We start from the raw sequence: 22,786 nt of genomic DNA, 5'->3' as shown, positions 1-22,786 counted from the left end.
GTGATAATAATTCGATGCACGAAAGTAAAGGAATGCGGGAAAAAAATGTATTTTGAATGTAATTCTTTTCCCGCATCCGCACAATAATTGTGAGTTTCAGCCTGGGGGCTGAACTCACGAACTGGGTTCCACCCAGTTATAAATCCTGCTTTAAAAATGGATAAATTATTCGATCCGGCTCTTGACGCATTATTCGACCTCTCCCCTGTCCCTGTTGATACAGTGGAGGTACCAGAGTTGACAAAACGAAAGATTGGATTGGATGTTTTACGACTGGACAAAATTCACCCGGTCGTTTCCGGTAATAAATGGTTCAAACTGAAGGGGCATTTGCAATTGGCCGCAAACTACAAGTCGGTTATTACCTTCGGCGGCCCATGGTCTAATCATATCATAGCAACTGCTTATACTGCAGCAAAAGCCGGAATATCCGCCACAGGCATAATCCGGGGCGAAAAACCAGTTCACTTGTCCGAAACCCTGCAGGCGGCTTCCGCCTATGGAATGCACCTTCAATTTGTGGACCGCGAATCATACCGACATAAACACGAGCCCGGCTTTTTACAAACCCACTGCGATGCCTATATTATTCCCGAAGGAGGTGCGGGAGAACCCGGGATCGCCGGCAGCGGAGAAATCCTGCGGCTGGTGGAAAGGGATCGTTATACCCATGTCCTCTGTGCTATCGGCACAGGAACCATGTTCCTGGGGCTTCTTCGGGCATCAGGGCCCGGACAAAAAGTCATAGGCATACCCGTTTTAAAAGGAATTGCCTTCAAATTACCGGAATTGGAAAAGTTAAAGAACTGTGAAATCATTACTGATTATCATTTCGGAGGTTATGCCCGCAAAACAAAAGAATTATTGGATTTTATGAATCACTTTTATGAGACATCGGGTATACCTTCCGATTTTGTTTATACCGGTAAATTATTTTACGCGGTGATGGATATGCTCAAAAAAGATCTTTTTCCGGAGGGTTGCCGTTTATTAGTCATACACAGCGGGGGTTTACAAGGAAACAGATCACTTCCTCCGGGAACATTGAAGTTTTAGGCCCGGAATTTGGTCACCATGATAGCCGGCCATTAGTTTTTTTAAAATGCTCAAAACATCTTTTTAAAAGATTCGTTATGCCTGATATGCACAGGACCCTGGTATTTCTTTTATTAGCGCAGGTTTTTTCCTTGATTACCAGGGCGCAGGATACGCTTCCTGCCTTCTCCGTCTCCGGCAGGGGAAATGGCAAAGTGGTGATCAGCTGGCGCAACAATTATCCCGTCGTCAGCCAAATCAGTATTCAACGTTCTTTCGATAGTTTAAAGAATTTCACCACCCTGATCACTGTCCCGGATCCTACCCTTCCTGAAAATGGCGCAGTAGACAATAAAGCTATCAATACACCAGCCTATTATCGGTTGTTCATCTTATTGGAAAATGGAAAATATCAGTTTAGCCGGTCCAAAAAGCCGGGAACAAATACGGGAACAAATTCGGGAACAAATAATATCAGCGGTGGTCCGGTTCAGGAAGAAAAGGAAAAAGACCCCTCCCTTTCCCGCGCAGAAAGGGTCATTTTTATCGACCCGGCTGACCAGTCAGGTAAACCGCAGATCAAAACCCCTTCCAGCATTCAGGGCCGGGTCCTTCCGGAAATTGAAGTGATAAAAACTATATTCGTTAAAAAAGGGGATAGCGTCATAGGGCAGATTGCCGGAGGCCGGATCATGCAGTACCGGGACTCCCTGCTGAACAAAACAAAGGACACCCTTATTTTTATAGATGGTGATAGTCTTCTTATCAAACCCTTCGTTCCAAAAGAAGTCTACAAGATCTCCTCCAGGGTTTTTACTTCCAAATTCGGCAATGTCCAGCTTTCGTTGCCCGAAGCAAGTAAAAAGAAATATGCGCTTAAATTTTTCGATGAAGGCGGCAAGCTTCTTTTTGAACTATCGGCGATCAAAGATCCATACCTGATCCTTGATAAAACCAACTTCCACCATTCGGGCTGGTTCCGCTTCGAACTATATGAAGATGATCAATTAAAGGAAAAGAATAGGTTATATATTCCTAAAGAATTTTAAGACCTATCTCCCATTAAGGTACCAATCCCATTAAGACACCAATCCCATTAAGACACCAATCCCTCAACTCCCTCCTTACCTGTCCACAGTTCCCCGACAATTTGTACCCCAAAAACTTTCGCAAACTGTCTTTTCAACACTTTTTTTACTTCCGCCATCGGAACAGGACGTCCTGACTCCTTTTCCAGCGATGTAACGGTCTTATTTTGAATCCCGCAGGGAATGATGCCCGCGAAATAAGAAAGGTCAGTATTGATATTCAGGGCAAAACCGTGCATCGTTACCCATCGGCTGCACCGGACACCGATCGCGCAGATCTTTCGCTCTTTTCCTGGTATCCCGGGTTCTATCCATACTCCGGTCTCACCGGGAGAACGTTCCCCTTTTATGCCAAAGGCCGCAAGCGTTAAAATGATCGTTTCTTCCAGTTCACGCAGATATCTGCCGATATCGGTATAGAAGTTTTCAAGATCCAGGATAGGGTAACCCACCAATTGGCCCGGTCCGTGAAAAGTGATGTCCCCGCCCCGGTTGGTCCTGAAAAACTGTATACCCTTCTCTTTCCTTCTTTCCTCATCTATCAGTACATTTTCAATATGTCCGCTTTTTCCAAGGGTATACACAGGGGGGTGTTCCACAAAAAGCAGGTAATTGGGCGTTTGGGCAACTATTTCCATTTGCCCGGCTTCGGTCAGTTTTCGGGCCTCCTCCTTCCGGGTCTCCTCTTTCCGGATCTCCGCCTTTATTCGGACGGTTTCCTGCAACAAAGCCTCCTGGTAATCCCAGGCCTGCTGGTAACCCAATTGGTCAAGGTCTCTGAAAATGACTTTTTGCATAGCCTGCAAATTTACCATTTGTAGTGCTAACTTCGCAAAAATCCCCTGTATGCGTAAGGAATTGGAACCGGACAATGAATTAGAGGAAGGATCGGAAGGTGTAGAAGGCCAGGAAGGATCGGATGACCTGTATGAACGACTGAATCTGAAGGTGGATAAAGGTCAGGAACCCATACGCATCGACAAGTTCCTGGTAGCAAGAATCGAAAATGCTTCCCGCAATAAAATACAAAAAGCCCTGGAGACCGGGTTAGTCCTTGTCAACAGCAAACAGGTGGCTTCCAACTATAAGATCCGACCGGCCGATGAGATCATTATGTACTCCGATAAGGAGGCGCATGGGGAAGAGATCGTTCCGGAGCAAATGCCCCTGAATATCGTGTACGAAGATGATGATGTAATGATCATCAACAAACCTCCCGGTTTAGTGGTGCATCCGGCAAGCGGAAATTATACCGGAACCCTGATCAATGGGGTCGCCTGGTATCTGCAACAGAAGAACATGGCCATTAATGAAAAGAACCTGCCCCGTTTCGGTCTGGTGCACCGGATCGACAAAAACACCAGCGGCCTGATGGTACTGGCCAAGACGGAAAGGGCGGTCAGGAGCCTGGCCAAACAATTCTTCGATCATACCGTCAAACGTCAATATGTTGCCCTGGCCTGGGGGGATATGGAGGAAGACCAGGGTACCATTATCGCCCATGTGGGAAGACACAAACGTTTCAGGAAATTATTCGATGCCTACCCCGAAGGAGAATATGGAAAAGAGGCGATCACCCATTACCAGGTATTGGAACGCTTTGGTTATACCACCCTCGTCCAATGTGTTCTGGAGACAGGCCGGACACATCAGATCCGTGTGCATATGCAGCATATCGGTCATCCTTTGTTCAGCGACGATACGTATGGTGGAGATAAAATTGTAAAAGGCACGGTGTTCACGAAATACAAACAATTTGTGGAGAATTGTTTTGCCCTCTGCCCGCGTCAGGCACTTCATGCCCGGACGATCGGCTTTGTTCATCCGGGAACGGGAAAGGAAATGATCTTCAACAGCGAATTGCCGGACGATATGGCAGGACTGGTCAATAAATGGAGGGATTATGCTAAACCCAGGATCTGAGCGGCCGAAAATCGGGAGCCTTGATCTTTATCGGGGAAAAGACATTTTATAATCCACATTGACCTTTCCACGGGTGATATCATCCAATTTACCTTTAAGGAGTTTTCGTTTCAGGGGTTTAAGGTAATCGATGAATAACTTGCCATCGATATGATCATATTCGTGCAGGATAACCCTGGCCGTAATTCCATTGAAAGTAGTCGTATGCGGTTCAAAATTCTCATCCACATATTCCAGGGTCACTTCTTCGTTCCGGTAAACATCCTCGCGGATCTTAGGAATACTTAGGCAGCCTTCGTTATAGGCCCATTCTTCCCCGTTGAGTTTTTTTATATGTGCGTTGATAAAAACCTGTTTGATCCCGGGGCCATCGGGGTATTTTCCCTGGTCCTCTTCATCCAGGTTAGTGAAGATCTGGGAAGAATCCACCAAAAAAAGCCGGATATCCCGGTTGATCTGGGGGGCAGCCAGCCCTACCCCGCTGCTATAATACATCGTCTCCCACATATCCTCTAATAATTTGGAAAGACCCGGATATTCAGGAGTAATATCTTTACACACCACACGAAGGATCGGATCGCCATAAGCTACAATAGATAGAATCATTTTATCTGAAATTCCGGCAAATTTACAGTAATTCTGCAAACCGGCAACGAATAGTCCATCCTCTGTATCTAAGCACCTTTTTCTGCCGCTATTGCACGCTTCTGCCCAGGTATTCCTGCAAAAGTATGGTGGCGGCGATCTCATCGACCAGGGCCTTATTGCGTCGTTGTTTCTTTTTCATTCCCATATCGATCATAGCCCGGGATGCCATCTTGGAGGTAAACCGCTCATCTGCGGTTTTTAGCGGAATGGCAGGAAACTCCTTCTGCAGACGAACGATGATCTGCCGCACAAGCGGGGTGGCGTGGGTATCCGTATCATCCCAATTTTTGGGTTCCCCGATCAGGATCAGTTCCACTTCTTCTTTTTTGAAATATTCCTTCAAAAAAGGGATCAATTTCGGGGATTCTATAGTAGTCAATCCTGTAGCAATGATCTGAAAAGGATCGGTAACGGCCAGGCCGGTACGTTTAAGTCCATAATCTATAGCAATTATCCGGGGCATAGGTTACCAATAAATTCAACGATCAAAAAAGGTGACCCATTCAACGAATGGGGAAATAATCAACGGTAATGAGAAAACCCCATTTCAAAAAAGGGCCGGATATGATGAAGGAAAAGGTCGGTGATGACAAAACCTGCAAAAACCACGCTGGCTATCCCGTTGGCCGTCATAAAAGCCAGATTCACCCGGCTCAGGTCATTGGGTTTGACCAGGGTATGCTGGTAAAAAAGCATGACCATAAAAACTGCCACACCTGCCCAATACCACCAGCCGAAACCTCCGTAGATTCCGGCAGCCCATACACAAACCGTACTCAGTAAATGAAGGAACTCCGAAACACGAAGAGCTTTGGCCTTACCCAGCCAGGAAGGCATGGAATACAGTTTTTGTGTTTTATCGAACTCTTCGTCCTGCAAGGCATAAATAATATCGAAACCGCTTACCCAGAAGATCACCGTGAAAGAAAAAAGAACAGGCAGCACGGCAAAATGTCCCGTTACCGCGAGGAAGGCGCCAATGGGGGCCAGTGACAGCCCAAGACCCAGCACAAGGTGGCAAAGAGGAGTGAACCGTTTGGTAAAACTATAGCCCAGTACTACCGTGAGAGCAACGAATGACAGCCCAAAACAAAGGGGATTGATGAACCAGGTACAAACGATAAAGCCAACGCAGCTTAAAAGCACAAACCGCAGAGCGCTGTTCTTTGAAATAATGCCGGCAGGTATCTCCCTGATAGCAGTCCGGGGATTAAGCGCATCGAACTTCGCATCCAGCCAGCGGTTAAAGGACATGGCAGCGCTGCGGGCAAAGACCATACAAAGAAGGACCAGGACGAACAATTTCAGATAATGCCCGGATTCGTTGGGCATATGCCTAAGGGCCTGAGGTAAACTGCCCAATAACTCATGATCCAAACCCCAGCCGACAGTATAGTTCAAATTCCATTGCCCGGAAAGGGGCATAAAGACCACCCCCAGAAAAAAACCAATTAATGCGAAAGGCATCGCAAAAATGGTATGGGAGAATTTGATCAGGCTTAAATAATTCTTTACAGTGCTCATAAATTAGTTTGTCATTATACTTTTCTCCGTACAATCATCATCAGATCATAGCCCCCCCTTCAGGGGGTTGGGGGCCTCACCAGCTCCCATAAAACGATTCCTGCTGCAATGGAGATATTAAGGGAATGTTTCATGCCCCATTGCGGGATCTCGATACTCCCGTCACATAAGGGAAGTATCTCTTCCCCCACCCCCGTCACTTCATTGCCGAATACAACAGCCAGCGGCCTGGATAGTTTTGCGGCGTAAGCAGTAAACTCCTGCAAAGGAATGCTATTTTCCACTTGCTCAACGGCAAAAATGGCAAATCCCTCTTCTTTCAGGGACCGGACGGCATCTGCTGTGTTGGAAAAGTATTTCCAATCGACGGTTTCCGTGGCCCCCAGAGCTGTCTTATGGATATCCCGGTGTGGTGGCTGCGGGGTATAGCCGCAAAGAATGATCCCTTTAACCAAAAAGGCATCTGCCGTTCTGAACACACTGCCTACATTATGCATGCTTCGGATATTATCCAGCACGACGACGACCGGGGTCTTTTCCGATAGCCGGAATTCAGGCACCGATTTCCGGTTCAACTCATCCATCCCCAATTTGCGCATGCGCAAATATAAAAAAGTTTCCCCTCTCCCGGTTATCCCCAAAGCTAACCCCCATTTATCCCCAATGCGCCGGCAAGCCTAAAGCAGGTCCGGTACCTTTGCCTATCTTCCTTAAATTTGTCCCCCATGGCAAAAAACAGTGCAGATACCCCCTTGATGCAGCAACATCGGACGATCAAGCAGAAATACCCCGATGCTATCCTGTTATTCCGTGTTGGTGATTTTTACGAAACCTTTGGCGGAGATGCCGTCATTGCCGCCAAGGTTCTGGGAATTACCCTTACCAAACGTAATAACGGTGCTGCTTCCTCCTCAGAACTGGCGGGGTTTCCCCATCATTCGCTGGACACCTATCTCCATAAACTGGTTAGGGCAGGCTACCGGGTTGCCATTTGCGATCAATTGGAAGATCCCAAACTGGCAAAGGGGATCGTAAAAAGAGGAGTGACCGAACTCGTGACTCCGGGGGTGGCATCTAATGAGAAATTGCTGGAGGGGAGTTCGAATAACTTCCTGGCCGCCATTCATTTTTCTGAAGAAACGGAAAAAGGACAGGGAAATAAAGGGGCAGGTGGAAATAAGGAGACAGGCGACCGGCTGGGGATTGCCTTCCTGGATATCTCCACGGGAGAATTTTTCCTGGCGGAAGGAAATACGGAATATGCCGACAAATTGATCCAGACCTTGCGGCCTGCGGAAATTATATTCCAGCGCAATTATCAAAAACATTTCAAGGAGGTTTTCGGGTCAAAGTTTTATACCTATACCCTGGAGAGCTGGATATTCGAAGAAGCCTACTCGACAGAAAGCCTGTTGAAACATTTCCAGACCCATTCCCTGAAAGGATTCGGCGTCGATGGCATGCGGGAAGGAATTGTAGCTGCCGGTGCTATCCTCCATTATTTAAAAGATACCGAGCATCCCCATCTGCAGCATATAACGTCCATGCAACGGATGGACCGGGAGGACGCCTTGTGGATGGACAGGTTTACTATCCGTAATCTCGAATTGATGGGTGGCGAAAACCGGGAGCAGGACCAAAGCCTTTTAAAAGTGCTTGATAATACGGTATCGCCTATGGGAGCCCGTTTACTCAAACGCTGGTTGCTTATGCCCTTAAAGGATATAGTGCGGATCACCGAAAGGTTGGACAGCGTGGAATTCTTCATAAAGGATCCCGAACTCAGAACTTCGCTGTCCCAGCATATTCAGCAATGCGGTGATATTGAAAGACTGGTCAGTAAGATCCCCCTGAGAAAGATCAATCCCAGGGAACTGGTTCAGATCGCAAGGGGTTTGGAGCATATCGGTCTTGCCCGGCAGGCCTGTCTTTCCGTACCGGATGGATTTATCTCCAGAATGGCCATGAGACTGGATCCCTGCCTGCCGATCATGGAAAAGATCCGGGCGACCATCGTGGACGCCCCTCCTGTCGCAGCTGCCAAAGGAGATACCATTCGCCCCGGGATACACGAAGAACTGGACCGGTTACGCAAGATCGCAACCGGCGGGAAAGGGTACCTGGTGGAATTGCAACAGAAAGAAGCGGAAAGATCCGGCATCTCCTCACTGAAGATAGGATTCAACAATGTATTCGGATACTACCTGGAAGTGACCAATTCGCATAAAAGCAAGGTTCCTGTGGAATGGATGCGCAAACAAACCCTTGCCAACGCGGAAAGGTATATTACGCCGGAACTGAAAGAATACGAGGAACAGATCGTAGGTGCGGAAGAAAAGATTCTTACCCTTGAACTTGAATTGTATGAAAAACTCCTGCAGGCCTTGCAGGAATATATCGCACCTATGCAGATCAATGGCCAGGTGCTGGCCACCCTGGACTGCCTGCTTTGTTTTGCCGGAAATGCCCTGCAGTATAATTATAAGAAACCTATCGTTCACGAAGGGCGTGAACTGGATCTGAAAGACAGCCGGCACCCCGTGATCGAAAGACAACTGGCTGCGGGCGAAGCCTATGTTCCCAACGATTTGATCCTGGACCCGGCCACTGAGCAGTTGATCATTCTTACCGGCCCCAATATGAGCGGCAAAAGCGCCTTGCTTCGACAGACCGCGATCATTACCCTGATGGCCCATATGGGCAGCTTCGTCCCCTGCAGTACGGCAAAGATCCCTTTAACCGATAAGATCTTTACCCGTGTCGGAGCTTCGGATAATCTTTCGGGAGGAGAATCCACGTTTATGGTGGAAATGAACGAAACGGCCAGTATCATTAACAATATTACGGCCGGAAGTCTCATCATCCTCGATGAGATCGGTCGCGGCACTTCGACTTATGACGGTATCTCGATAGCCTGGAGCATTGCAGAATACCTCCATAACTCCCCGCATGCTCCCAAAACCCTTTTTGCCACTCATTACCATGAATTGAATGAGCTGGAGAACAAACTGCCCAGGGTAAAGAATTATCACATAACCAACAAAGAGATTGGCAATAAGGTCATTTTCTTGCGAAAACTGGCCCCGGGAGGAAGTATTCACAGTTTCGGTATTCATGTGGCAAAAATGGCCGGGATGCCCCCTTCCTTGCTTCAAAGGGCGGACGAGATCCTTAAACAGTTGGAAAACAAACAAGTAGAAGAACATTTGGGCGAACAGATCAAACAATTGGCAGCCCCGAAAATGCAACTCTCCATATTTGACGCACATACGGAGACTTTTCACACCATCCGCAAACTTTTGGAAGCAACCGACATCAATCAGCTGACCCCGGTAGAAGCTTTAATCAAACTTCAGGAAATAAAAAGTCATTTGCGGTAGTACTTAATCCAGACTTAAGTGTTTCTATATATACACCCTCTTTTTCCCGGTTGGGCAGAAAGGGGGTAAAGGGTTATTCCATGGGGCATTTTTTCCCCGTTAGGGATGCCATTATGAACTATTCATACCCGTTAGCAATTTTTAGGGCTTTCCCTTTCGTGAAAAGGGAAAGCGCATTTGAAGTGTTGAAAAAAAACAGTAAATTGATATAGAATTTGCTGATAAAAAACCGTTTACCTTAAGCTTCGTCCTATGATCAGATTTGTTTATCAGTTATCCAATTTCCGCACCTGGCTGCATGGTTTTAGTGAGGTGTTAGGAACAAAAGTAAAGTCAGGAATGATCCGCATCCCACCCTCTAAGGGAGAAGGATATCTATTTGCTTCCAAGATCAGCCCACACATTTCCTATGTGGTCATGAATTTCAGTCTGAAGGACGATATGCTTTTCCTTCGCAAAAAATCTTCTCTTTACGGCATGAGTCTTTTTTTTAACCAGATCCTGGTCAGTGATTTTGTCATGCTCAGGGAACCCAAAGATGCCATAACGGACAAAACCCCCAAACGGAGTAATATATTCCTGGCTACTGACAATTACGATCTGGAGGTTACCTATTCACGACATTCTAAGATCAAAAGGGTGGGGATATTTTTCAGTCCCGAGTTTATCCTGCGTCATGTGAAAAAAGAAATTTTGAAAGATCTGATGGAATTTGCCGAAAACCGTTTCCGCAATATCTCCCGCGAACCAATTACCTTCGAGTACAGGCAATTACTGGAAGATATCTTTAATGTAGATAAAAAATCCCCTCTTTCCCATTTCCTGCTGCAGAACAGAGTACTGATGCTGACGGAGAAATTTCTCACGGCCTTTCTCAATAAGGCTCCTGTCCGCCGGAAGTCCAACGGTGGGACCATCAAAGGGCCTGATAAACAAAAGGATCTCGATGCGCTGAAAGACGTAGAAAAAATTTTGATGGACGAAACGCTCGATAAATTTCCGTCCATTACCGAGCTTTCCAAAAAGGCCATGATGAGTTCGACTAAACTCAAAACAAAATTCAAACAGATCTATGGCATGAAACTATACGAGTTCTTTAACCGAAACCGTATGGAAAAGGCCAGGGAAATGCTCCATACCGGTAAATTCACAGTGAAACAGGTTGGAAATAATGTTGGATTTTCTAACCTGAGCAATTTTGCAAAGGCTTTTAAAAAAGAATTCGGCATTCTTCCTAAGGAAATAACAAAAGTAAGATGAGACCATAAATGAAAAAGGGATGACTTCGGGAACATATACGTAAACATGTCATTATCATACATTTACATCTAAAATGTGTTTGGAAGGCTCCTAAAAGTTTTGTTAAAACCTCTTGAAATAGCCCCTACAGCTATCAAAAAAGACATTGCGGATAATTCTATCCTCCGATAAGTGTTAATTTTACATCTTGTCCTGATATTTACATTTGCCCCTTTTGAATCCTTTGGCCTGATTATTTCCTTTACTTGGTTATACTCCGTCCTGATCCTTCGTTCCGACCCTGCAAACCAATGCCATATGCTTGTGATTTAATGGAATTTCCCAGTGTTGGGCATTTGCCCCTTATCTCTTAACAGATAAAATTTGTGATTATGGTTAGGTACTCATTCCGATTGGAAAATTATGAACAATGGTTGGCCGATTTCGCTGAAAAGCTGGATTCCCCTGTAAAGGACCAGGTGCTGACCCTTCCCTCCCATTTGGGAAAAGGAACGATTCAGGCTTTTAATATAAGCCCGCATTTTTCTTATGCCATTATGAATTTCAAATTGGAAAGCGATATGGAATTGCATCGTGAAGAAAGCGACGCAAAAGGATTTTCGCTGACCTTCAACCAGGTGGAGGTCATCAAGGAATTGCAGGTGGGTCTTCATCACCATATTATTACCGATAAGAAACCTATCCGAAACGATATCTTTTTATCGGATAACCGCGATAATTTATTCATTAAAGTTTCGGCCGGCAGCTCGGTGAAACGACTGGCCATTATTTGTTCCCATGATTTAGCCGCCCGTTTTTTACCGGTTGACCTGTTGGATAAACTGGAGGCTTTTGCCAGGGTAAACAGTATAGCTGACAATCCCTTTTTCGTAAGCCTGCCGCATCGCGAAACGCTGAAAGAAATATTCGATATGAAAGAGAATGATCCGCTTAGCCAGATCAGACGACTTTCCCGTATCACTCATCTGATTGAGAAATTCCTGCATTCCTTCCAACGCCAGGAACAGGCCGTTCAACCCAAAGCCGTAAAAAAGAGCGATCTGGAAAGCATGCAGCACATCGAGCATATTCTCAGCAGCAAGCTGGAAGGTTTTCCTTCCCTGGAATCATTGGCTCATCAGGTCTTTATGAGCACCAGCAAATTAAAGAACCTTTTCAAACAGGTCTACGGATATACCCTCTATGACTATTATAATAAGTGCAGGTTGCAACGTGCCAGGGAAATGCTGGTAACGGGACAATGCAGCATTAAACAGGCAGGCAGCGAGATTGGTTTTTCCAATCTAAGCCATTTTGCCAAAGCATTCAAAAGGGAATTCAATATGTTACCGAGAGAACTGGTCAGGAACCGATAAAATCTATTCTTCTCTGTTGGTGTTTTCCCTTACAGAGGCATAGTCCTGACCTGTGGAGGCATTCATAAACCGATATATAGAATAACTTTGTAAACTGTAGTTAGCAAGCCCGTTTTTGGTCCAACATCCTCACTTCGGATTTATCAGGATCCACAAAATTTACGCGTTTTCCCGGACCGGTTATAGTCAAATTTAACCTGGTCCGGGAAAAACGTCTTATGATGGGCCGTCCGCCATTAGACCGCCCGTGGCGTTCTGTTATTTTCCATCATTCACATCGAATCATTTACCTCAGCTCATTCACAACAGCTCATTTACATCAAATCCTTCAGCCTTTCATACAGGGTTTGAAACACGGCAAAGTTTTGTTGGTAGATCATGTGGCGTTCCGGGTCAGGTTCGAAGGTTTCCTGCAAACGGATCATTCCTGCTGCATCTTCCGGGCCATCGATCATGCCCAGGGCATAAAACCCCAGGATGGCTGCCCCAATGGCTGATGCATCAGCCACGTTGGTTACCTTGACTTTTTTCATAAACAGATCAGCGACCAGTTGAAGCCAGGCTTTTGACCGGGTGAACCCTCCGCTGGCGTATATTTCTGAGATAGGTCCGATCGTTTCTTCCAGTGACACTCCGATCTGGAATAAGGAATAACTAATGCCTTCCAATACGGCCCGCATAAAATGCCGGTTTTCATGTCCGGCCCTGATACCGAAAAAAACGCCTTTTGCATCGGCATTCCATACAGGCGCGCGTTCGCCATGCAAATAGGGCAAAAAAATCAATCCTTCGCTTCCCGGGACAACGGTTTCCGCTTCAGCGATCATTTCCGTAAAAGTACCGGAGTCACCGGGTTTACGGCTGGAGAAATTTTCGATGAACCATTGAACGATATTCCCTCCATTGTTGGTGGCGCCACCGCTTACATAAAGTTTATCCGTCAGGATATAATTGAAAATTCTTGCTTTCGGATCATGTCTGGGGGTCGGTGAAGTCATTCTGACAGCTCCGCTGGTACCGATGGTAAGGGTAGTAGCTCCGGGTCCCACCGCATTGCTGCCCAGGTTGGCCAGACATCCGTCGCTGGCACCAATAATAAATGGCAGCCCCTCCGGCAATTCCCACCATTGACGAAATTCAGGCAACAATCCTGATTCGCGATGCGTAACCGGAACGGGAACCGACAAATGATCCCGCGTGACCCCGCAAAGATCCAGCGATTCGGGGTACCAATCGAATGAATAAATGTCGAAAAGCCCGGTAGCAGATGCGATCGAATAATCTACCTGATATTTTCCAAATAGTCTCCACCAGATATACTCCTTGATAGAAAGGAATTTTGCCGTATTATTAAAAAGGACAGGATCCGCATTCTTCAACCATAATAATTTACAAAGCGGGGACATGGGATGTATGGGTGTTCCCGTGTGCTGATAGATCCTTCTGCCTGCTTCACTGCCCTTTAGCGCATCCGCAAAGGATTTACTGCGCAGATCGGCCCAGGTGATGGCATTCGTTAAGGGAAGGCCGTTTTTATCTACCGCCATCAAACTATGCATTGCACAACTAAAAGATATGGCGGAAGGGAATCCGGCTATGCCGGTACGAACTTTATCCAGCAGCATTTTTATGCTGTTCTTTACCGCTTCCAGCAGCCGGGAAGGGTTAAGCTCCTGACTATCGGAGTCTCCGGGTTCTATGTGATAACTAACGGAATAATCTCCCAATACATCTCCGGTGGACGTAATCGCTACGGCCTTTGTACTGGTAGTCCCAATATCCAACCCAATTATATACGACATAATTTCAGATATACACTAAATCGGATAAACACTATACCAGATAGACACTATATCAGTTCTTTCAGCTTGTCCGTCACAAAATCGATTTCTTCCTTTGTATTATGCTTGGAAAAGGAAAACCGAACAGTCACCTGATTGGGGTTATTATTGATCTCCCGGATAACATGCGACCCCTGTTCAGCACCGCTGGTACACGCGCTGCCACCGGAAGCGCAGATATGGTTAATATCGAGATTGAACAGGAGCATTTCCGATTTCTCGGTTTTTGGGAAGGATACGCTTAGTACCGTATACAGACTTCTTCCTACGGGATCTCCGTTAAAGGAAATACCTTTCACCTGTTTCTTCAACTGCTCCATCATATGCAGTTTAATACCTTTTATATAAGCGCTCTCCTGTTCAAAATTAGCGGACGCTAATTCAAGCGCTTTGGCAAAACCAATGATCCCATAGAGATTCTCCGTACCCGCCCGCATATTCCGCTCCTGCGACCCGCCGTGAATATAAGGATGGATCTTTACATTCTCATTGATATACAATAACCCCACTCCTTTCGGTCCATGGAATTTATGTCCGGCTCCCGTAATAAAATGTACGGGCGTCTTACGGAGATCGAAAGGAAAATGTCCTACCGTTTGTACGGTATCCGAATGAAAAACGGCTCCGTATAATTTACAGAGTGCTCCCACTGCATGGATATCGAGGATATTGCCGATCTCATTGTTGGCATGCATCAGGGTAACCAATGTTTTTTCCGCGCTGGAAGCCAGTTTCTGTTCCAGGTCCTCCAGGTCGATATGTCCGTTGGGCAATACACGTACATAACTGACTGCAGCTTCCCCTCTGCGGTGCAGGTTTTCAACCGTATGTAAGGTGGCATGGTGCTCCAGGGGAGAGGAAATGATATGAGTGCAACCCAGATCCCGCACCGAAGCCGTAATGGCCGTATTGGAGCTTTCCGTTCCTCCCGAAGTAAAGAAGATTTCAGCAGGATGGGCATTCAATAATTTACCAACCGATTTACGGGCATTTTCGATGGCCAGCCGGGACTCCCTGCCGTAAGAATAAATAGAAGAAGGGTTGCCGAATTTATCTGTCAGGTAAGGCATCATCGATTCCAGCACCTGAGCATCCAAACTGGTCGTAGCCGCGTTGTCTAAGTAGATTCTTTGCATACAATAATATCCTTTTCCGCAAATGTCGGGTGCAAAGATAAGTAATCCTTTATTCCCGCCCTTTATAGGGGATGATCCCTGCTTTTGGACAGACGAACGCGGGTAATGACTTCATAAAACGGGAATTCCGGATAAGCAGTTAACTCCGGAAATTCACGGCCGGTTAAATGAATTCCTTAATATCCTTCATTAACCGCTGGGCGATATTATTAGCGGTGGTTTCGAAATTACTTTCGGCGTAAATACGGATGATCGGTTCTGTATTGGAAGTACGAAGATGCACCCAATCGTTATCAAATTCGATCTTCAGGCCATCCTCTGTATTGACAGGATGATTTTTATATTTTTCTTCTATTTTATCGAAGATCTCCTGAACGTCGATCCCTTTTTGTAATTCGATCTTATTTTTTGAAATGAAATAATCGGGATATTTTACCCGGAAGGATTTTATTCCATTCTTATGATGAGACAGCGCGCTTAAAAAAAGCCCGATTCCGATCAACGCATCCCTTCCGTAATGAAGATCAGGGACGATAATGCCCCCGTTGCCTTCTCCGCCAATCACCGCATCCGTCGCCTTCATGGCCTTTACAACATTCACCTCTCCTACGGATGAAGGAAAATACTGACCGCCCCTTTGAAGGGTGATCTCCTTGAGCGCCTTCGTGCTGCTCATATTACTAACCGTATTTCCAGGTTTTTTACTCAGTACATAATCCGCCACCGCTACCAGTGTATATTCTTCCCCGAACATAGATCCATCCTCGCAGACAAAACACAAACGGTCCACATCGGGATCCACCGCGATTCCCAGATCTGCCTTCGATTTTTGTACTGTTGCGCTGAGACCGGATAAATTTTCCGGAAGAGGTTCCGGGTTATGGGCGAACCGTCCATTCACCTCTTCGTTGAGTAAGATTACTTCTTCCACGCCCAATGCTTTTAATAAAGGGGGGATGAACAAGGCGCCGGTCGAATTGATGGTATCGACGACGATCTTATAACGTTTTTGCCGGATGGACTTCACATCCACCAGAGGATAACCGACGATCATATCGATATGCTTCTGCATCCAATCCGTATTAACCGTATAACTACCTAATTTGTCAACCGTGGCAAAGACGAAATCATCTTTTTTAGCTTTTTCGAGAATCAGGGCTCCTTCTTCCGCGCTGATGAATTCCCCTTCATGGTTCAATAATTTCAGGGCATTCCATTCTTTGGGGTTGTGACTGGCCGTAATAATAATACCGCCGGCCGCTTTTTCCCCGGTCACCGCCAGTTCCACCGTGGGGGTGGTTGAAAGACCCAGATCGATGATATCCAGTCCCAATCCCTGTAAGGTGCAAACCACCAGATTGCTGACCATCTCTCCGCTTATACGGCCATCCCGGCCAATTACGATCTTTTTTCCCTTATTCAATTCCAGGACCCGGGTCCCATAAGCCGCCGCAAATTTTACTATATCCGTTGGAGACAGGTTATCGCCCGGTCTTCCGCCAATGGTACCCCTGATGCCGGAGATGCTCTTAATCAATGCCACAGTTACTTGGTTTAATTGCTACAAAATTAAGGAAAAAAAACCCAGGTTTGCCGATAAAATGCCAGTCCGGCGGTAGCCGGTTATTTTTTCTTATTCTTCAGTACCATGAACTTAGCGGTCTCATAGATCCCGTCGGTCAGTTGCTGCATTTTCATTTTTTGCGGCCCATTCAGGATCGTCGCAGGTACGGGGTCATTATTTATGATCGACACCATTTCTTCCTTACCGGTCTTTAGCTGTTTACGATAGTAATAATCGTCCTTGACCACACCGATGACCCCCTGATCCGGATCATAAATAAATGACAGGGCTTTCCCATTATAAGATGCCGTATCCAACAGATCCCGTCCCAGGGCTGTATTTCGGTATGGGATATTACACAATCCCGCCAGGGTTGGCAATACATCCACCTGCGAACAAGGATGCGTAATACGGGAATCCGGTAATAATTTGGGAGCATAGATCAATAAAGGGACATGTTCGGCCGTCAGACGCTGGTCGGTCCAGGCTCTGGGGAACATCGTTCCGGCATCGCCAGGTATCCCGTGATCACCGATAAAAAGGAATACCGTATTATCAAAATATTTTTCTTTGCCGGCTGCCTCTATAAAAGTCTGGTATCCGAAATCGGTATACCGGAAAGCATTCATTTCTTCATTGTTTTCAAAACCTGATTTTCGCAGAGAATCCTTCGGAACCTCGATGGAATGAAAAGCCTGCTGGTCTTCAGCAGGGATGGTATAGGGCCGGTGATTATCGGCTGTTTGAATGACTGCGAAAAAAGGAGCGGTCTGTTGTTTGAGTACCTTATTGGCTTCCAGGAAAAGGTTTTTGTCGCTAATGCCCCAGACATCTACTTTAGGAGCCGAATAATTCTCCTGCTCATACAAACGAAGGTCCTTGATATTATTGGTCAGCAGGCCTCTGATATTGGCCCAGCTTGTACTGCCGCCGAGAAAATAGAATTTTTCATACCCCGTAAAATCATTGATGATCGTATGCTGGTCCACTGCGGCCGGGTTTCGGCTGGATGTGGTCGTGGCCACTTCTATATCGGGAATCCCGGTCACCACCGCCCAGACTCCTCTGGCCGTTCCATAACTGGGTGTAAAACAATGATCGAAGAAAATCCCCTTTTTACAAAGTCCGTTAAAAAAGGGAGTGGTATTCAATGGATTACCCCACATGGAACTTTTATATCCGCTGAAGGATTCACAGATCACCACTATTACGTTTGGCCGGCTGGTCAGCGTACCCGGGCGGGGAGCAATATCCCTTATGAACGCTTTTTCCAGGGAATCCCGTCGGGGTGCAATTTCTGCAACCCCCGGAACTTTTGTTTCCGTAAATCCGAAATAAGGTGACAGCACTGGGATAGCGGCAATTATTTTCTCTTCATTGTACACACTATGCCGGAATTTCAGGCTGCTGAAAAAAGACTGGAAGGGGTTCAGCGCCAGGTTTGCTTTGTAATCGCTGCCCAACCCAAAAGCATCGCTCCACCTCAGTGGATATTGACCGACCCTTCCGAAAATAGCCAATCCCAGTAATAAAAAAGCTACGACGATCCAGGCGATCCTGCCTCTATCGGAAAGATCTGATTTTTTTGATTTAAGGATCCCTTTGTAAATGGCTTTGATCAACAGAAAAATAAATATTGTACCCAATATCAATACCAACAGAATACGGATAACGGGATAGGTTTGCCATACCATATTGGCTGAGATACGGACATCGATCAGGTAATTCAGCACCCCTGCATTCAGTCGCTGGGACAGGTAACTATAGTTCGCAAAATCGACGGAATAGAAGAAGACGATCAGGAATGTAGCCAATCCTATCAGAAAAAGGGTTATTTTTTTACCGGTTGAACTCCGGAAAGGGTTTAGGGGACGAAAACAACCCAGGAGCAACAAAAGGGCCAGAAAAATACAGATATATCTCAGATCGAACCGGATCCCCAGGAGAAAAGAAGGAAGGAGATCGGAGAAACCGTTGGCCTGGTTGCTGAAAGAGAAAAATAAAGCAAGGCGCAAAAGGCTCATGATCAACAAAAAAATAATACCGGTAGCAAAAATCGAACGGATCAATTTTGGTATCTTTATCCCCGTGCTTGTTAACATAGCCTTTTTTTATGTGAATTCCGGAGAAGTGTTTTTAAAAATATAATCCTTCTCCGGAATACGAATAATGTTTTGGGCCGTAAAATTAGAGCAATTATTCTGGAAACCATGATTTTACTCGACAATGGCATGCATACAGGCTTTTTATACAATATCTTACAGGGCGACCATTGGCTGTTCAACAAGATCAACCAGGATTGGACTAACCCCCTCTTTGATAACTTCTTACCCTATCTGAGGGAATCAGAGATCTGGTTGCCTTTTTATCTGTTCCTCCTGGTATTTATTACCCTCAATTTTGGCAAAAAGGGATGGTTCTGGTCATTTTCCCTCATTATGACGGCTATTATCGGAGACCTGGTCAGCAGCCACCTGATCAAACAGAACCTGTTCAGATTGCGCCCCTGTCAGGATCCTGAAATGGCATCCCTGATACGGATATTGGTGAATTACTGTCCATCCAGCTCCAGCTTTACTTCCTCCCACGCCTGTAATCATTTTGCATTGTCAACATTCATATATCTTACGCTACATCACACCAGCCGGTGGTGGGGAGTTGTATTTGCCTGGGCTTTTTTCATATCTTATGCCCAGATCTATGTCGGTGTGCATTACCCGGTAGATGTTATCTGCGGGGCACTGATCGGATGCCTGATCGGCTACGGTACGAGTCGTCTTTTCCATCTGCAGTTCGGCACGCTTTCTTTACCATTCTATAAACAAACACATGCTTGAGATCGTAATCTTACTTTGTCTGATCTTTATGAATGGATTGTTCGTAATGGCGGAAATAGCGCTGGTATCGGCGCGGAAAAGCCGGCTGGAGAATTTAGGGGATAATGGGGATGAAAAGGCCAAAGCAGCCCTGAAGCTCGCTGAAAACCCCGAATTATTCCTTCCTACCGCCCAGATTTTCATTACCCTTGTTGCCATCCTTACCGGGTTTTATTCCGGTGAAAAATTCAGCGCGGATCTGCAGCCCTATATTGAACGGATTCCCTATCTGCGTCATTATTCCGCCAACATATCGACCGGGCTGATCCTGGTCATCGTAACACTCCTGTCCATCATTTTCGGGGAATTGGTTCCCAAACGTATCGGTCTGCTCCGTGCGGAATGGATCGCCCGGCATGTAGCCAGACCCGTGAAGGTACTGTCGTTTATTACGCACCCGATCGTCTGGCTGCTGAATAACACCAGCAACCTCTTTTTTAAACTTTTTCCCATTACTGCTTCACAGGATGGGGCCGTTACGGAGGAGGAGATCAAGGCTATTATTCACGAAGGAACGGAACAGGGGACCATCGAAGAAGCGGAGCAGGAGATCATTGAACGGGTCTTTCACCTGGGTGATCGTAACATCACCTCGCTGATGACCCACCGAAGTGACATTATCTGGTTTGACCTGAACGAGAACGAAGAAACGATCAAGGAGAAGATCATCAAAGAACCGCATTCCGTCTATCCCATTTGCGATGGCGAGATCGATAACATCAAAGGAGTCGTTTCCATCAAGGACCTCTATATCTCGGAAGATTCCATCTTATTTAAAGATATTATGACCACGGCCTTATTCGTTCCTGAAAATAATTCAGCATACGTGGTCCTGGAAAAATTCAAGGAATCCAAGATCCATTGTTGTTTTATCGTAGACGAATACGGAAGTCTGGAAGGAATGATCACGCTGAATGATATTTTAGAAGCCATCGTAGGAGACATTCCCCAGCCCGATCTTTCCGATTATGAAATCCACAAACGGGAGGATGGGTCTTTCCTGGTGGATGCCCAGATCCCATTCTACGATTTCCTGTCCCATTTCGAAAAAACGGAATGGATGAACGAAGGAGACCATGAATTCGATACGCTTGCCGGTTTTATCCTGAACGAACTGGAGCGAATCCCAAGAACAGGCGAGAAACTGACCTGGCGGGGATTCACTTTCGAGATCGTAGATATGGACGCCCAACGGATAGATAAAGTCCTGGTGATCATTTCGGGGGATATCCGGAAGGAAATGGACAAAACAGACAGCAAATCGGCAAAATCGGCACGCTCCGACTCAGCCAGAACGGAAGCCTCCGGAGAATAATTTACAACACATATGAATTTTGGCGCATACGCAATGACGTATCAACCAGGAGGATTGTCTACCATCTTGCGCAGGGCGGATTTGGTATAATTTTTGAAAATAAGAGATTGGTTTTGACCTTAAACACCTTTTGCGTAAATCCAATATTATGAAAACCACCTTGAAGCCCCGGGGCCTGGATACTCCTTGTATCAACACCCATTGTATGAATACCCATCGCATGAATACATCGCCTTGGGATTCCCTTTCCAACCGCACTATCAGGATAGTCCTTTTTTTAATAGCCATTTTTTATTGCCTGGGGATGTTATCCTGTAAAAAAAGTAATGATGGAACTTCCCAAAAGAACGATATCCCGGAACACAGGGGGACATAATTCCTGGGATAAAGCCACAGATCCTGCTTATAAAGAGAACAACATGAATATATATGAGTGGATGCTGCAATATTCCCGGCCTTCGCATTGACGGGCAGGATCGCCTGGTTCGCCAGGTTCGCCAGGTTCGAAATCCCCCGCTCCTGGCCGCGGGAAGTTAAGTTTAGCGGCCCGTCAGAACTCCAGGACGGCATTCGTATCCGGGTAATTCAACCGCGTACTTTTTCTTATGCCACCGGCTGAGCCATGAATGATGTTGATCTGTTTATCAAAGTTGTCATAAAGCAGATTATTGGTAATGTCAAGGCGTTTAAGGGAGGGAACATTGCTGACCTGGAAATAACTCCAGGTGCCTTCCGCCTCATTTTCGCATCCGGCAAACTGAAGGGAAACCGAACGCCCATCCACTTTGATTTGCACATGCTTTTGAACGTATTCCGAAATTAGCTTGTCATTGAACGTTTTATTTTTTGCGTCTGAAAGATCCACTTTAGTATGGGTTACTTTTTCCAGGGTCGCTTCCAGGTCATTGGTAAAAAGCTTACAACTGACTTCCAGGCTCTTATCCTTTGCATTGTGGCTAATCTCCATGACGCCTATATACAGGGGATGCCTGGCTTTTCCCGGAGTGCCAATTCTTCCGACCTCTTCCTCACCTGAAGTAAAACAGATGCCTTCATTACCAGCTGTCGGAAAGGTGCCTTCCTTATCCTGCAGGGGCATAAAAAAAACCGCGGAAAAACACCACTTCAACAAAGTCAGCCATTTAAACAAGGATACTGCCATTTAAAAAGTAAATTTTCTTAGTCCAAAAGTCTGAATAATTTTGGCAATTCTACTATAATGCAAGATTTTTCCCTTTATTTCAAATTGGGCACGGAACATATCCTCACCTGGGAAGCCCTGGACCATTTACTTTTTGTGACTGCCTTGTGCCTGCGTTACCTGGTTAAGGACTGGAAAAAAATCGTGGTATTGGTGACGGCCTTTACGATTGGGCATTCCATAACCCTGGCCCTGAGCGCCATGGGGCTTTTTCGGTTTCCGACCCGGTGGATTGAATTCCTGATTCCTTTGACGATTGTAGCTACGGCACTTAATAATCTTTTTCAGAAGAACAGACAGATAACCCGGCCGACAAGACTTCCCCTGATCTACTTTTTTGCCCTTTTCTTTGGATTGATCCATGGTCTGGCTTACGCGAATACTTTTTTAAGTCTGGAGGGAAAAGAAGGCTTGGTTCCGCACCTGCTGGCCTTTAACCTGGGGATCGAGACGGCACAGTTATTAGTAGTAGCGATCATACTGGTCTTTTCCTTTATTTTCGTACAATGGCTAAAGATCCGGCAACTATGGTGGATATGGGGTGCATCGGCAATCATTCTGCTGGTGTCTCTGAGAATGGCCTGGGAACGATTGCCGTCATAAACCCGGGAACGATTGCTGCCATAAACCAGGGAACGAT

The 22,786-nt window shown here is 46.1% G+C and carries 20 protein-coding genes; 10 read left to right on the top strand and 10 right to left on the bottom strand.

The genetic code is table 11. From position 1 onward, the window contains the following. Positions 1 to 156: 156 nt before the first annotated feature. On the top strand, positions 157 to 1,056 hold the full coding sequence (locus tag ACX0G9_RS17435) for a 1-aminocyclopropane-1-carboxylate deaminase/D-cysteine desulfhydrase (protein ID WP_459066221.1): 900 nt from the start codon (positions 157 to 159) through the stop codon (positions 1,054 to 1,056). Between the two features lie 77 nt (positions 1,057 to 1,133). Then, complete coding sequence (locus ACX0G9_RS17430; protein ID WP_459066220.1) at positions 1,134 to 2,084, top strand: hypothetical protein; 951 nt, start codon at positions 1,134 to 1,136, stop codon at positions 2,082 to 2,084. Positions 2,085 to 2,131: 47 nt separating this feature from the next. On the opposite strand, the gene lipB is transcribed toward ACX0G9_RS17430, so the two are convergent. Then, on the bottom strand, positions 2,132 to 2,920 hold the full coding sequence (gene lipB / locus ACX0G9_RS17425; protein ID WP_459066219.1) for a lipoyl(octanoyl) transferase LipB: 789 nt from the start codon (positions 2,918 to 2,920) through the stop codon (positions 2,132 to 2,134). Between the two features lie 49 nt (positions 2,921 to 2,969). Between lipB and ACX0G9_RS17420 the strand changes: the two genes are divergently transcribed. Further along, positions 2,970 to 4,046, top strand: a complete 1,077-nt coding sequence (locus ACX0G9_RS17420) for an RluA family pseudouridine synthase (protein ID WP_459066218.1) — start codon at positions 2,970 to 2,972, stop codon at positions 4,044 to 4,046. Positions 4,047 to 4,073: 27 nt separating this feature from the next. Here ACX0G9_RS17420 and def read toward each other — a convergent pair whose 3' ends face one another. The 4 genes from def to ACX0G9_RS17400 all read right to left on the bottom strand — a co-directional run bounded on the left by def (position 4,074) and on the right by ACX0G9_RS17400 (position 6,817). After that, positions 4,074 to 4,652: a peptide deformylase gene (def, locus tag ACX0G9_RS17415; RefSeq protein WP_459066217.1), complete on the bottom strand. Its 579-nt coding sequence runs from the start codon at positions 4,650 to 4,652 to the stop codon at positions 4,074 to 4,076. An 88-nt stretch (positions 4,653 to 4,740) separates the two neighbouring features. Then, a complete protein-coding gene (gene ruvX / locus ACX0G9_RS17410; protein ID WP_459066216.1) occupies positions 4,741 to 5,157 on the bottom strand; it encodes a Holliday junction resolvase RuvX in 417 nt (138 codons plus the stop codon). Positions 5,158 to 5,216: 59 nt separating this feature from the next. Continuing rightward, the gene (locus ACX0G9_RS17405; protein WP_459066215.1) at positions 5,217 to 6,218 is read right to left on the bottom strand and encodes a UbiA-like polyprenyltransferase; all 1,002 of its coding nucleotides are present in this window, start codon (positions 6,216 to 6,218) and stop codon (positions 5,217 to 5,219) included. Between the two features lie 59 nt (positions 6,219 to 6,277). Beyond that, complete coding sequence (locus ACX0G9_RS17400) at positions 6,278 to 6,817, bottom strand: RNA methyltransferase (RefSeq protein WP_459066233.1); 540 nt, start codon at positions 6,815 to 6,817, stop codon at positions 6,278 to 6,280. 126 nt (positions 6,818 to 6,943) lie between these two features. On the opposite strand from ACX0G9_RS17400, the gene mutS reads away from it, so the two are divergent. From mutS to ACX0G9_RS17385, 3 genes are all read left to right on the top strand, one after another. Next, positions 6,944 to 9,598, top strand: a complete 2,655-nt coding sequence (mutS, locus tag ACX0G9_RS17395) for a DNA mismatch repair protein MutS (RefSeq protein WP_459066214.1) — start codon at positions 6,944 to 6,946, stop codon at positions 9,596 to 9,598. A 252-nt stretch (positions 9,599 to 9,850) separates the two neighbouring features. After that, positions 9,851 to 10,858: a helix-turn-helix transcriptional regulator gene (locus ACX0G9_RS17390; RefSeq protein ID WP_459066213.1), complete on the top strand. Its 1,008-nt coding sequence runs from the start codon at positions 9,851 to 9,853 to the stop codon at positions 10,856 to 10,858. 371 nt (positions 10,859 to 11,229) lie between these two features. Next, complete coding sequence (locus tag ACX0G9_RS17385) at positions 11,230 to 12,213, top strand: helix-turn-helix transcriptional regulator (protein ID WP_459066212.1); 984 nt, start codon at positions 11,230 to 11,232, stop codon at positions 12,211 to 12,213. A gap of 314 nt (positions 12,214 to 12,527) precedes the next feature. Here ACX0G9_RS17385 and ACX0G9_RS17380 read toward each other — a convergent pair whose 3' ends face one another. From ACX0G9_RS17380 to ACX0G9_RS17365, 4 genes are all read right to left on the bottom strand, one after another. Then, positions 12,528 to 14,015, bottom strand: coding sequence for a gluconokinase (locus ACX0G9_RS17380; protein WP_459066211.1), 1,488 nt, complete (start codon positions 14,013 to 14,015; stop codon positions 12,528 to 12,530). A gap of 47 nt (positions 14,016 to 14,062) precedes the next feature. Then, the gene (locus ACX0G9_RS17375) at positions 14,063 to 15,190 is read right to left on the bottom strand and encodes a cysteine desulfurase family protein (protein WP_459066210.1); all 1,128 of its coding nucleotides are present in this window, start codon (positions 15,188 to 15,190) and stop codon (positions 14,063 to 14,065) included. Between the two features lie 163 nt (positions 15,191 to 15,353). Further along, positions 15,354 to 16,733, bottom strand: coding sequence for a phosphoglucosamine mutase (gene glmM / locus ACX0G9_RS17370; protein ID WP_459066209.1), 1,380 nt, complete (start codon positions 16,731 to 16,733; stop codon positions 15,354 to 15,356). Between the two features lie 80 nt (positions 16,734 to 16,813). Then, positions 16,814 to 18,856: an LTA synthase family protein gene (locus ACX0G9_RS17365; protein WP_459066208.1), complete on the bottom strand. Its 2,043-nt coding sequence runs from the start codon at positions 18,854 to 18,856 to the stop codon at positions 16,814 to 16,816. A 108-nt stretch (positions 18,857 to 18,964) separates the two neighbouring features. On the opposite strand from ACX0G9_RS17365, the gene ACX0G9_RS17360 reads away from it, so the two are divergent. The 3 genes from ACX0G9_RS17360 (at position 18,965) to ACX0G9_RS17350 (ending at position 21,321) form a co-directional block, all read left to right on the top strand. After that, positions 18,965 to 19,591 (top strand): phosphatase PAP2 family protein, encoded by a 627-nt coding sequence (locus ACX0G9_RS17360; RefSeq protein WP_459066207.1) that lies wholly within the window; start codon positions 18,965 to 18,967, stop codon positions 19,589 to 19,591. Next, a complete protein-coding gene (locus tag ACX0G9_RS17355) occupies positions 19,584 to 20,945 on the top strand; it encodes a hemolysin family protein (protein ID WP_459066206.1) in 1,362 nt (453 codons plus the stop codon). The genes ACX0G9_RS17360 and ACX0G9_RS17355 overlap by 8 nt, the downstream gene beginning before the upstream one ends. Before the next feature lie 148 nt (positions 20,946 to 21,093). Then, on the top strand, positions 21,094 to 21,321 hold the full coding sequence (locus tag ACX0G9_RS17350) for a hypothetical protein (RefSeq protein ID WP_459066205.1): 228 nt from the start codon (positions 21,094 to 21,096) through the stop codon (positions 21,319 to 21,321). Positions 21,322 to 21,495: 174 nt separating this feature from the next. On the opposite strand, the gene ACX0G9_RS17345 is transcribed toward ACX0G9_RS17350, so the two are convergent. Continuing rightward, entirely contained in the window at positions 21,496 to 22,107 is a 612-nt protein-coding gene (locus tag ACX0G9_RS17345) for a DUF6702 family protein (RefSeq protein WP_459066204.1), read from the bottom strand. Positions 22,108 to 22,164: 57 nt separating this feature from the next. Here ACX0G9_RS17345 and ACX0G9_RS17340 point away from each other — a divergent pair, with 57 nt between their 5' ends. Further along, a complete protein-coding gene (locus tag ACX0G9_RS17340) occupies positions 22,165 to 22,749 on the top strand; it encodes a HupE/UreJ family protein (RefSeq protein WP_459066203.1) in 585 nt (194 codons plus the stop codon). The last annotated feature ends 37 nt before the right edge of the window (positions 22,750 to 22,786 follow it).

The organism is Flavitalea flava, from assembly GCF_054461575.1.
This window is presented reverse-complemented; position numbering and strand designations above follow the sequence as displayed.

Bases quoted from the DNA above. Each gene is read 5' to 3' on its own strand.
- ACX0G9_RS17435 (WP_459066221.1), top strand. From the start codon at position 157: ATGGATAAATTATTCGATCCGGCTCTTGACGCATTATTCGACCTCTCC.
- ACX0G9_RS17430 (WP_459066220.1), top strand. From the start codon at position 1,134: ATGCCTGATATGCACAGGACCCTGGTATTTCTTTTATTAGCGCAGGTT.
- lipB (WP_459066219.1), bottom strand. From the start codon at position 2,920: ATGCAAAAAGTCATTTTCAGAGACCTTGACCAATTGGGTTACCAGCAG.
- ACX0G9_RS17420 (WP_459066218.1), top strand. From the start codon at position 2,970: ATGCGTAAGGAATTGGAACCGGACAATGAATTAGAGGAAGGATCGGAA.
- def (WP_459066217.1), bottom strand. From the start codon at position 4,652: ATGATTCTATCTATTGTAGCTTATGGCGATCCGATCCTTCGTGTGGTG.
- ruvX (WP_459066216.1), bottom strand. From the start codon at position 5,157: ATGCCCCGGATAATTGCTATAGATTATGGACTTAAACGTACCGGCCTG.
- ACX0G9_RS17405 (WP_459066215.1), bottom strand. From the start codon at position 6,218: ATGAGCACTGTAAAGAATTATTTAAGCCTGATCAAATTCTCCCATACC.
- ACX0G9_RS17400 (WP_459066233.1), bottom strand. From the start codon at position 6,817: ATGCGCAAATTGGGGATGGATGAGTTGAACCGGAAATCGGTGCCTGAA.
- mutS (WP_459066214.1), top strand. From the start codon at position 6,944: ATGGCAAAAAACAGTGCAGATACCCCCTTGATGCAGCAACATCGGACG.
- ACX0G9_RS17390 (WP_459066213.1), top strand. From the start codon at position 9,851: ATGATCAGATTTGTTTATCAGTTATCCAATTTCCGCACCTGGCTGCAT.
- ACX0G9_RS17385 (WP_459066212.1), top strand. From the start codon at position 11,230: ATGGTTAGGTACTCATTCCGATTGGAAAATTATGAACAATGGTTGGCC.
- ACX0G9_RS17380 (WP_459066211.1), bottom strand. From the start codon at position 14,015: ATGTCGTATATAATTGGGTTGGATATTGGGACTACCAGTACAAAGGCC.
- ACX0G9_RS17375 (WP_459066210.1), bottom strand. From the start codon at position 15,190: ATGCAAAGAATCTACTTAGACAACGCGGCTACGACCAGTTTGGATGCT.
- ACX0G9_RS17365 (WP_459066208.1), bottom strand. From the start codon at position 18,856: ATGTTAACAAGCACGGGGATAAAGATACCAAAATTGATCCGTTCGATT.
- ACX0G9_RS17360 (WP_459066207.1), top strand. From the start codon at position 18,965: ATGATTTTACTCGACAATGGCATGCATACAGGCTTTTTATACAATATC.
- ACX0G9_RS17355 (WP_459066206.1), top strand. From the start codon at position 19,584: ATGCTTGAGATCGTAATCTTACTTTGTCTGATCTTTATGAATGGATTG.
- ACX0G9_RS17350 (WP_459066205.1), top strand. From the start codon at position 21,094: ATGAAAACCACCTTGAAGCCCCGGGGCCTGGATACTCCTTGTATCAAC.
- ACX0G9_RS17345 (WP_459066204.1), bottom strand. From the start codon at position 22,107: ATGGCAGTATCCTTGTTTAAATGGCTGACTTTGTTGAAGTGGTGTTTT.
- ACX0G9_RS17340 (WP_459066203.1), top strand. From the start codon at position 22,165: ATGCAAGATTTTTCCCTTTATTTCAAATTGGGCACGGAACATATCCTC.